The organism is uncultured Pseudacidovorax sp., from assembly GCF_913773995.1.
GTDB lineage: Bacteria > Pseudomonadota > Gammaproteobacteria > Burkholderiales > Burkholderiaceae_C > Xenophilus.
Map to the genome: position 1 here is coordinate 1 of NZ_CAJYES010000199.1, position 11,090 is coordinate 11,090.

The following is an 11,090-nucleotide window of genomic DNA, read 5'->3' on the forward strand; positions in this document are numbered from 1 at the left end:
CCGGTGAGATCGAAGGTGGCGACGATCTTCGTGGCGTCGATCACCTCGTAGCGGGCCGGCTCCACCTCGGAGATACCCGGCCGCACCAGCTTGACCAGCGCCCCGGGCTGGAAGCGCGCACCGGTGATGGTGGCCGTGACCCAGCGGCTGTCGCCGCCCTGGTCCTGGGCGATGTCGGTGATCTGGAAGGGCAGCGCCTTGGCCGTGAGCGTGACCGGCGCCTTGGCCAGGCTGCCCGAGCGGCCCTGGATCAGCACGTAGTACTCGCCGGCCTGGGTCGACGGCACCAGCGCCCGCGGGCTCGCCGAGAGCACGTCCTGCGCGCCGACGTCGAAGGCGAAGCCGCTGGCCACATCGCCATAGCGCACGTACAGCTCATTGGCCGACAGCGCATCGGCCGAATCGAGTGCGAACTGCAGCGTCTCGTTGGCGCCGACGACGATGCGGTAGAGCTTCTGCTCGCCGGGCGAGAGCGTGGTGGAAAGCGGCACGCCCAGCCGCAGCTCGGGCACGGTGACGGTGATGGGGTCGGCCGAGGCGCGCACGTTGTTGCGCTCGTCCACGCCCTCGTACACCTCGTCGTAGATGTCGGGCCGCACGATGATGCGGTACTGGCCGGCCTTGGCCGGCGGCACCACGGCATCGAGCAGGGCCTGGTAGCTGGCGCCCGCGGCCAGGCCGCCGTTGTGGGCCACGCGGCCCAGCAGCACGTCGCCCAGGTCCCACACGCCGTCGGCCGACAGGTAGACCGAATCGCTCCAGCTGCCCTGCGCATCCACCAGCGAGTCGTTCTTGATGGTGAAGCGGATCGCCGCCTTCTCGCCGCTGGTCAGGCCGCCGTCGACCGTGATGTCGTCCACCACCAGGTCCGAAGGCGGCGGCAGCTCGATCAGCACCGGCGTGGCCGAGGCCCGCAGGTTGTTGTTCTCCTTGGTGGACTCGAACACCTTGCCACGCGGCTCGCTGCCGCCGCGGGGGACGTCGGTCTGCACGAAGATGTAATAGCTGCCCAGCAGCTCGCGCGGCAGCCGCAGCGTGGTGCTGACGTCGTAGCTGCCGTTCGGCGGCAGCACGCCGCGGTGGCTCACGCTGCCCAGGTAGCGGTCGGCATTGGGGTCGAAGAATTCGTCGGCCGACAGGTAGATGCGGTCTTCCCACTCCACGTCGCCGGAGGGCGTGGCGGCGCCGCCGAGGTTGCCCACCGTGTAGTTCACCGTCAGCGACTGGCCGGTGCGCACCCGCTCCTGCGGGCTGCCCACGGCCGTGACCTGCAGGTCGGCGGCCGGGCTCAACTTGACGGTGATGGGCACCACCATCGCGTTGTTGCCCTCGTCGCGGAACTCCGGCACCGCGTCCTGGCCCAGGCGCACCTGACCCACCTGCACCGGCGAGGCCGTGCCCTCACCCACCACGCCGCGCACGCTCGCGTCCGAGAAGGCGATGAGGTAGAAGGGCCCGTCGGCATCGCCCGGCAGCACGAAGCTGGCGGCACGCTCGTAGCTCTGGCCCGCGGCCAGCGCGCCGTAGCGGCTGAACTCGGCCACCTGCAGGTCGTTCGGGTCCAGCGAGGCATCACGCGACAGGTACAGCCGGTCCACCCAGTACTGCTGGCGGGTGTCGCGCGTGCCCTGGTTGGCGACGGTGAAGCTCACGTTCACCGTCTGGCCCGAGCGCAGCTCGCCGCTGGGCAACTGCAGGGCCGAGATGCGCAGGTCCGGCTCGCGGTAGGTGACGGGGATGTCGCCACGGCCCAGGTTGTTGGTGCCGCCCGCGCCCTCGAAGGCGCGGATGCCGAAGTAGTTGCGGCTGTCCTCGTTACTGCCGCTGTCGCCGTCCGGCACGAGGGTGCCACGGTAGTCGGGGTCGTCCACCACCACGTAGATGAAGTAGTCGCCGCCGATGCCGGCGGGCAGCTGCACCTCGGCGCTGGCGGTGTAGCTCTGGCCCGCACCCAGCCCACCGGTCGCGCTGTGCACGGTGGCACCCAGCCGGGTGGAGGTGACGAGGCTGAAGGTCGGATAGGCCGAGATCCACACCGTGTCGGCCCACAGCCGCGTGCCGCTCCAGACGGCGGCGCCGTCGTTGCGCACCGTCCAGCTCACCGTGGTCTTCTCGCCCGAGAAGTTCTGCGCCGGCGCCGTGACGGCCACCACCTTCAGGTCGGCCGGCCGCGCCACCACCTCGGCCGCGACGGTGCGGCTGTTGTTGGTCTCGTTCGATTCGGCGAGCGAAGGGTAGGGATAGCCCACGTCGCTGACCACCGTCACGTAGCGGCCCTTGACGGCCGGCGACAGGTCGAACTGCTTGGTCTGCGTGTACTTCTCCAGTGACAGCAGCTCGCCCGGCCGCTGGAAGGTGCCCAGCGTCCAGATCTTGGCGCCGGGGTCGCCGAGGTTGGGCGTGTCGTGCACGAAGACCGTGTCGTACCAGTCGCCGGCGGCGGCGCCCTCGGCGAAGTTCTGCACCGTCCAGCTGACGGTGAAGGGCGCATCGACCGAACCCGGCTGAGTGGCCGTGGCGCTGGTCGTCACCTCGGTCACGCGCAGGTCGGGCAGCGGCGGCACGGGCGTGCCGATGATGTCGATGGCGCGGGCCTTGTAGTTGTTGCTGTCGGCCTCTTCCGGGTCGTCGTTGTTGATGTTGATGGCCAGCGTGTCCTCGATGACGGCATCGAAGGCATCGGTCCACGGCGTGATGTAGTAGGTGCCCGAGGCGATCTGCTGCGGAATGCGCACCTTCATCACCACGTCGTAGCTCTCGCCCACCGCCAGCGCGCCGGTGTGGGCCACGGTGCCCAGCAGCACGCCGCCGTTGCCGCCCGGGTTGGGCCGCGTCTTGTCGGTGGTGAGCCAGACCGAGTCGCTCCACTGCGGCTTGTTGGTCACCGCACTGCCCCGGTTGGTGACGGTGAAGCGCACCTCGATCTCGCCGCCGTACACGGCCTGGGCCGGCGCCACGACGGAGGACTGGATCTGCCCGTCCACCACCCGGCCCACCAGCAGGTCGGCCTGCGGCTTGGGCTCGACGTAGATGGCGCGCACGGCGTAGTTGTTGGCCTCGTTGGCGTTGGGGTATTCGTCCACGCTGCCGCTGGCGTCGGCGATCACCAGGATGTAGCCCTGGCCGCGGAAGCGCTCGGGAATGACGATGTTGGCCGTCGTCGTGCGGTAGCTGCCCGTCGGGTCCAGCGCCGAGCCGTTGTCCAGCGAGCCGATCAGGATGTCGTCGGCACCGGGCTTGTCGTCCACCGAGAGGTAGACGTTGTCCTTCCAGCGCGGCGTGTCGGTGGCCACCGAGCCACGGTTGACCACCACGAAGCTCACGCCCGCCGTGGCGCCGGCCGACACGCGGTCGGGCGCCTCGATGGTTTGCACCTGCAGGTCGGGCCGGGGCTTGAGCGACAGCGTGAGCGCATCCTGCGCACTGGTCGCGTTGTTGGTCTCGCGCGCGCCGCCAAAGACGCCCTCGTACACCGCCGCCGCGGCGTCGGTGCCCACCACCACCTGCCAGGCGCCTTCGATGCGGCTGGGCAGGCGGAAGCGCTCGGTGCGCTCGTACTGCTTGCCGGCGTCCAGGCCATCGGCGTAGTCGAAGCTGCCCAGGATGATGGGCGAGGCATTGGCATCGCCCAGCTTGCGCAGCAGCACCACGTCGCGCCAGCCGCCCTCGGCCCGGGCCTCGCCCTGGTTGGCCACCACCCAGCGCACGGCGATGGTGTCGCCTTCCACCGCGGCGGTGGGCGCGCCCACGGTCGTGACAACCAGATCGGGCGCGGGCGCCAGCGCTACCTGCACCGGCCCGGCGATGCGCGTGTTGTTGCCGCCGAAGATGAACTCGTAGGCGCCGCCGGTCTGCACGCCCACATAGACCGGGCCCGAATAGCCGTCGGGCACGCGCACGCTGGCGCTGCGCTGGTAGTCGCCGCCGGCCGCGAGCACGCCGAGGTGGTCGACCGCGGCGGTGGCGATGCGGTTGCGGCCCTCGGCATCGGTGCTGAGGAAGAGCAGGTCCGTCCAGTCCTCGGTGTCGGTGCGGCCGATGCCCTGGTTGGCCACCGTCCAGGTGGCCTGCAGCAGTTGGCCCGAGCGGGCATCCGCGGGCAGGTCGAGCGCCGTCACCTGCAGGTCCGCGTACGGCTTGGGCATGGCGTCCATGGGTGCGGGGGCGGCGGCGGTGTTGTTGGCCTCGGCGCCGTTCTCGAACACCTGCGCCGTCGAATCGGCCCGCACCTCCACCCGGTAGCGGCCGCTGGTGCCGGCGGGCAGGAAGATGGTCTCGCTGCGCTGATAGCTCGTGCCCACGGCCAGCGCGCCGTCGTGGTCGTAGCGGCCCAGCACGATTTCGGCGCCGGTGATCGTGTCCACCGCCACCACGCTGTCCACCCAGTGGCTGATGCGGCCGGGCCCCGTGCCCTGGTTGGTGACCGTCCAGCCCACGGTGATGCGGCCCGGGTCGCCGATGATCTGCGTGGGCGCCGTGACGCCGCTGACCACCAGGTCGGCATAGGGCGCCAGCGTGATGGCCACGGCGCTGGCGCGCGTGTTGTTGTCCTCGGCGTTGAACTCGGCCACGGCATTGCCGGCATCGGCCACCGCGATCAGGAACCAGTCGCCCGACAGCTCCAGCGGCAGGGTGAGGTCCAGCGCATCGGTGTAGGCCTCGCCCGGGGCCAGGCTGCGGCTCTGGGTCGACTCGCCCAGCAGCACGTCACCCGCGCCGAGCACGGCGTCGCGCGAGAGGTAGTAGCGGTCCACCCAGGCGCCGGAGACCGGCGCGCTGCCGGCATTGCGCACCTCGCGGGTCACGCGCACCACATCGCCGGAACGGGCGGTGGCGGGCACGTCCAGCGCGCTCACGATCAGGTCGCGGTGGGTGAGCGCGATGGGCGCGTCGGCGGAATTGTTGGCCTCGCGCCGGCCTTCGTAGACCTGGCCGGCGGCATCGCTCACGACCACGATGCGCAGCGCGCCGTCGGCACGCAGCGGCAGCGCCACATCCAGGCTGAAGTCCATCTGCGCGCCCGCGGCCAGCGCGGTGCTGTGGTTCAGCGTGCCCAGCAGCTGGGCGCCGTTCAGGCTGCCGTCGCTGCTCAGGTAGACGCGGTCGACCCACGGGCCGCTGGCCGTGGCCTCGCCGGTGTTGGCCAGCGTCCAGGTGACGGTGACGGCACTGCCCACGGGCGCGGTGTCGGCCACGCGCACGGCCGAGACGGCCAGGTCCGGCGACGGCGTGGGCGTGAGCGTGGTGGCAGCGAGCGCCGCAGTGGCGTTGTTGCCGCCGCCCTGCTCCACCACCGTGTCCTCGGCGTCGGTGACCACCAGCAGCCGGTAGTTGCCGGTCAGCTCGAAGGGCAGGCCCACCTGCTGGCGCACGCTGTAGTTCTGGCCGGCGGCCAGCGGGCCGCTGCGCACGAAGGAGCCGAGCAGCACGTCGCCGGCGTCGAGCCGGTCGTCGGACGAGAGATAGACCGCGTCCTTCCAGGTGCCGGTGGCCGGGGTCTCGCCCTGGTTGCGAACGCGCCAGGAGACTTCCACCGGCTGGCCGCTGCTGGCCGTGGCCGGGGCCGAGACCAGTTCCACCACCAGGTCGGGCGCGGGCGAGGTCAGGGCCAGGCTGCGCACGGCCTGGTTGTCGGCGCGGGTGTCGGGCTCGGCCAGCACATTGCCGCTGTCGGTGCGCACGAAGAGCGAGACATTGCCCTGCAGCAGCGGCAGCGTGATGTCGCGCGTCTCCACGTAGCTCTGGCCCACGGCCAGGCCGGTGGCGCGGCTCACGGTGGCCAGCACCCGGTCGTCGGCATTGCCGAGGATGGCGTCGGTGCTCAGCACGATCTGGTCGGCCCAGCCGCCGGTGGCATCGGCGCCGCCGCGGTTGGCCACCGTCCAGCTGACCGAGATGGTGTTGCCGCCGCGGCCGCTGTCGGGGGCGGTCCACGACTCGACCCGCAGGTCGGCGTAGTTGCGCAGCTGGGCGGTGAACTGGAGCGTGGCGCCGTTGTTGCCCTCGGCATAGTCGCCGGCCGCGTTGTACTCGCGGAAGGTCTCCGCGCCGTTGACGGCCGAGTCGGCGATCACCTGCACCTGGATGCGGCCGGCGCCGCGCACGCCCGAGGGCAGCGTGAAGCTGGACTGCCGCGCCAGCGATCCGCCCGCGGCCAGGGGCGCATTGCCCGGGAGCGTGGGGTCGTAGGTGACGGCGGTGTTCACCAGCGTCTCGCCGGTGTCGAGGTTGCGCACGATCAGCCGGTCGTTCCAGCTGCCGGCGGTGGCGGCGGCGCCGCCGTTGCGCTCGGTCCAGCGCACGGTGACGGTGTCGCCCGAGCCCGGCGCGGCGGGTGCGACGGCCAGGTCCTGCACCGAGAGGTCCACGGAGGACGTGATGGCCAGCGTGGCGCCGTTGTTGGCGCCGGCATTGCCATCGGCGTTGTTCTCGAACACCGCGTCGGAGACATCCGTCACGACGCTGAATTCGAAGCGGCCCAGGCCGGCCGCCCCGGCCGGCCAGTTGAAGGTGGCGCTGCGGTCGCGCTCCGCCCCCGCGGCCAGCGGGCCGTCGGCGGCCAGGGTATGGGCGACGTCGCGCAGCAGCAGCACGGCGCCGGTGTCCAGGTCGCGCAGTTGCAGACGGTCGGTCCAGCCGGCGGCGGCGGCGCCGTCGCCCGTGTTGGCCACCTTCCAGCGCACGGTGACGCTGGCGCCGGCCGCGAAGGCACCGGCCGGCTCCACCGCCAGGCCGCGCACCTGCAGGTCCGGATAGGCCACCAGCTGCGACACCGCCGTCTGCGTGAGCTGATTGTTGGCCTCGCCGCGGCTGGCGCCGCCGGCCTCTTCCACCGCGTTGGCGACGTCGGTGGCGAGCTCGAAGCGCAGGTTGCCGGCACCGGCATTGCCGGGCGGCAGGGTCAGCGTGACGCTGCGGCTGCGCGTCTGGCCGGGCTGCAGGGCGGCGGGGTTGGCACCCAGGTCGGCATAGTCGACCAGCACGTTGGTCACTGCCGCATTGCGGTCGAGGTTGCGCACGATCAGGCGGTCCTGCCAAAGGCCGGTCGCCGGCTGGTCGCCGTCGTTCAGCACGTCCCAGCTGACGGTGACGCGTCCACCGGACTGCAGCGTGCCGCCTTCGGGCGTGACCACCAGGTTGCGCACCACCAGGTCGGGGCCGGGCGCGGCCGGCTCGCCGCCCACGCTGATGGGCACGTCCTGCGAGCGGGGCGCCGGCTGCACGTTGACCTGGTAGCCGGCCGTGCCCGACACGTAGTAGCGGCCTTCGACCAGCAGCGTGTAGGTGCCGGCGTAGGCCAGGTCCATGGCCGCCACGTCGGACAGCCCGGAGATCCACACCTGCCGTCCCCACGGATCGAGCAGCCGCCAGCGGCTGTCGCCGCCGCTGGCGCTGATGGCGTCGAAGAAGAAGCGCTCGCCCGCCTGTGCGGTGAAGCGGTACATCTGCGTCTGGGTGGCCGGGTCGAGCGTGCCGCTGACGGCGGTGCCGGGGGTGAGCGGCCGGGCCTGCGCCAGGTCCAGCAGGCGGAAGGCGGCGGTGCCGGTGCCCTCGCCCGCGCCCTGGACGGTGAACTCGTAGTCGCCGGGCGGCAGCACGAGCAGGCTGAGGCCGTCGGCGGAGTCGGTGCTGTAGAGCCGTCGCTGGTCCACCAACAGGCCCTGCGGGCCCTTGAGCGACCAGACCAGGTTGTCCGCATAGGCCAGCAGGTCCACGTACACCGAGCGCGCCTCGGTGAGCGAGAAGGTGAAGACCTGCCGGTCGCCGGCCTGGCCGATGGTGGCGTCGAAGCGGCTGCCCAGGGCGATGGCCTGGCGGCCGATCTGTTGCGCATTGAGCCGGAAGCCGTAGGTGCTGGTGCCCGTGGTGCCGGGCCAGCTCTCGACCACCAGCGTGTAGCGGCCGGCCTGGCTCAGGGTGAAGGGACCGTAGTCGCCCAGGCCGCCGGGCCCGACCACCACGCGGCCCTGCGGGTCGAGCAGCCGCCAGTTGGTGTTGCCATCGTTGTTCGCGGTGACGTCGAAGAACCAGGTCGAGCCGGCCGCGGCGTCGAAGCGGTAGAGGTCGGCCTTCGCGCCCGGCGTGCGGCTGCCCTGCACCGGCGTGCCCGGCGTGAGCGCCTGCGCGCTCGACAGGTCGAGCAGGCGGAAGCTGTAGGCGCCCGCGGCATCGCCGTCGCCCTGCACCGTGAGGGTGTAGGCGCCAGCCGGCAGGTTGAGCACGCCCGGGCCCGAATACCAGTCGCTGCCCGAGAAGGCGACGCTGCTGGCCACCGTGCCCTGCGGGCCGGTGAGCGTCCAGCGCAGGCTGCCCTGGTTGGCCAGGCTGTCGAACAGGAAGCGGCCGGCCTCGGCCAGCTCGAAGGTGTGGCTGCGCTTCTGGCCCGGCTGCGTCAGGCTGCCGCTGACCGTGCTCCCCACGGTCATGGCCTCGGTGGCGTCGGCCACGGCGTGCACGGCGAAGCTCATGCTGGCGCTGCCGGTCACGTAGTAGCGGCCTTCGACCAGCAGGGTGTAGCGGCCGGTCTGGCTGAGCACCACCGACTGGTCGCTGCCGCGCCAGGCGGGGCCCCACACGGGCTGGCCCTGCGGATCGAGCAGTCGCCAATAGGTGTCGCCGCCGCTGCCGTCGGTGGCATCGAAGAAGTAGCGCTGGCCGGCCTGCGCATCGAAGGCCAGGACCTTGGTGCCGTTGGCCGGATCGAGCGTGACGGGGGTCGACTGTCCCAGCGTCAGGGCCGTGGCCTGGCCCAGGTCGAGCAGACGGAAGGCGTAGTCGCCGGTGATGCCGCTGACCGCCGACATGCGCAGCCGGTAGGTGCCGGCCGGCAGGTCGATGGCGGCACGGGCACCGCCGTCGTACGAATCGGCATAGAGCGGCGTGAGGGCCACCTCTTCGCCGCGCGGGCCGTCCAGGCGCCAGCGGAAGGCGGAGCCGGTGCTCAGCCCGTCCAGCAGCACCCGCGTGGGCGCCGTGAGCGTGAAGAGGTGGTCGGTGGTGCCGTTGACGGCGGTGATGCTGCCGGTGACCGTGTCGCCGAGGCCGAAGGCCGTGCCGGTGAGCGCCTCGGGCGGGGTCTGCGCCGTGCGTCGCACGGCCAGGCCCAGCGTGGTGGTGCCGCTCTGGGCGGGCTGGCCTTCGAGCAGCAGCGTGTAGCGGCCGCCGGTCGCCAGCGACAGGTTGCGGTCGTTGAAGCCCTCGGGGCCCATCACCAGCACGCCGGCCGGGCCGTACAGCCGCCAGCGCAGATCGGCGTTGTTGGGCGACAGGCTCAGGCGGTCGAGCGTGATCTGGTCACCCGCCTGGGCGTCGAAGGCCAGCAGCGCCGTGCCGTTGGCGGGGTCGAGGGTGACGGTGGTGTCGGTGTCCAGCGCCACCGTGGGAGCGCTGCTCAGGTCGAGCAGGCGGAAGGCATAGCCGCCCGCCGCATCGCCATCGCCGTCGACCACCAGCCGGTAGTCGCCGGGCGCCAGTGCCAGCCGCGTGCTGCCGCCGATGTTGCCTGCGTCGCTGCTCAGGAAGGTGCGCTGGGACACGGGCGTGGGCCCTTCGAGCGACCAGCGGATGTCGCCGCGCGACGTCAGCGAGTCGAAGACGAAGGCACCGGCAGCCGACAGGCTGAAGCTGTGGACCTGCCGCTGTCCCGGCTGGGTCAGGTTGCCGCTGACGGTGGCGCCGACCGTCATGGCCTGGCTGCCGTCCTGAACCGCATGCACGGCGAAGCGCTGCGTGGTGGCGGCGCTGGCATCGGCGCGCTCCTCCAGCACCAGCGTGTAGCGACCGGTTGCGCTCAGGCGGGTCGTGTCGACGTCGGAGAAGCCGGTGGGCCCCCAGACGCGCCGGCCGTCGGGCCCATAGAGCCGCCAGGCCACGTTGCCGCTGCTGCTGGCGAGCGCATCGAAGAAGTAGGACTGGCCGGCGACCCCGTCGAAGGCGTACATGGCCGCCTGGTTGGGCGCGGTGCGCACGGCCTCCACGGTGCTGCCCAGGGTGAGCGCCTGCGCGCTGGCCAGGTCGAGCAGCCGGAAGGCGAAGTCGCCCACCGCGTCGCCATTGCCGAAGACGCGCAGGGTGTAGCGGCCGGCTGCCAGGTTGAGGGCGTCGACGCCGCTGTACCAGTCGCTGTCGCTGAAGGCGCGCGAATCGACCAGCAGGCCGCCGGGGCCGTCCAGGCTCCAGCGCAGGTTGGAGGCCTGGGTCAGGCTGTCCATCAGCAGACGCGCATCCGCTGCCAGGTCGAAGGTGTAGGCCTGGGTCTGGCCCTGCTGGGCGACCCTTCCGCTGACCGTTTCGCCGAGCGCCAGGGACTGGCGGCCGTTGACCACCTGCTGGATGGTGAAGCCGTAGGTGGAGGTGCCCGAGGTGCCGCTCCAGCCTTCGACGAGCAGGGTGTAGCGACCCACCACGTCCAGGGCCAGGGCGCGGTCGCTGAAGCCATCGGAGCCCCACACCGCACGGCCATACGGATCGATCAGCCGCCAGCGGGTGTTGCCGTCGTCGTTGGCGGTGGTGTCGAAGAAATAGCGGCCCGGTGTGGCCACGTCGAAGGCATAGGCGTCGGCGCTGCTGCCGGGCGCGCGGCTGCCGCTGACGGCCGCGCCGGTCGCGATGACCGTGGCCTGCGCCAGGTCCAGCAGGCGGAAGGAGAAGTCGCCGAGCGTCGCGCCGTCGCCCACGATGGTGAGGGTGTAGTCGCCGGCCACCAGATCCAGTGCGCCCGGGCCGTAGGCCCAGTCGCTGTATTCGAAGGCCAGGTCGCTGGCGACCACGCCCTTGGGGCCCGTCAGGCTCCAGCGGATGCTGCCGTTGCGCGTCAGGCTGTCGAAGAACAGCCGCTGGTCCTGCGCCAGGCTGAAGGTGTAGCGCTGCTTCTGGCCCGGCGAGACGATGCTTCCGGTGACCGTCTGGCCGATGCCCGTGAGCGCCTGCGTGGCGTCCTGCACCCGGTAGGGAATGAAGCGGTAGGTGGCATCGGCGCTGCTGCCGGGCCAGCTGTCGACGATCAGGGTGTAGCGGCCGCTGGCGGTGAGCGCGGTGGGGCCCATGTCGCCGATGCCCTGCGGGCCCCAGACGGTGTTGCCATAGGGGTC

General features: G+C 71.8%; 1 protein-coding gene. It reads right to left on the bottom strand.

Annotation, left to right across the window (positions count from 1 at the left end):
• On the bottom strand, positions 1-11,090 hold an 11,090-nt coding region (locus QZ772_RS18810), incomplete at both ends, for a CARDB domain-containing protein (protein ID WP_295529412.1).